The sequence below is a fragment of the Bailinhaonella thermotolerans genome (assembly GCF_003594875.1).
Lineage (GTDB): Bacteria > Actinomycetota > Actinomycetes > Streptosporangiales > Streptosporangiaceae > Bailinhaonella > Bailinhaonella thermotolerans.
The window spans coordinates 1-383 of sequence record NZ_QZEY01000030.1 but is presented as its reverse complement, the minus strand read 5'-3'; the positions used below and the strand labels follow the sequence as shown (position 1 = coordinate 383).

The 383-nt window shown below is 70.8% G+C and carries 1 pseudogene; it reads left to right on the top strand.

What is annotated here, in order from left to right:
- Nucleotides 1-23 precede the first annotated feature (23 nt).
- Nucleotides 24-383: pseudogene (locus D5H75_RS43865) on the top strand (hypothetical protein); the annotation flags it as partial.

Below are 383 nucleotides of genomic sequence, written 5' to 3'. Positions count from 1 at the left end.
TCTTCGTGAGGACTGGTTCCGCCATGCGTAAGCGCACCATTGCCACCACCGTCCTGGGTCTGACCCTCACCGCCGGCCTCGGCACCGCCACCGCCGCCCTGGCCGACACCCCCACCCACGCCGCCAAGCACGCCCCCGCCCACGCCGCCAAGCCAGCCGCCGCGGCCAAGGCTGTGAAGGGTGAGAAGGCGCTGCTGACCGGGTCCACCAAGGGCTCCTACTTCTGGGACGACGCCTCCGGCCGCGCCGGCGACACCGGCATCCCCGCCATCGGCAAGCCCATGCAAAAGGGCCTGTTCTCCTCCCCCTCCTGGCCCCTGGGCACCGAGGGCTACATCACCTACCAGGGCAAGAAGGCCGACTTCTTCATCGGCGACCGCGGC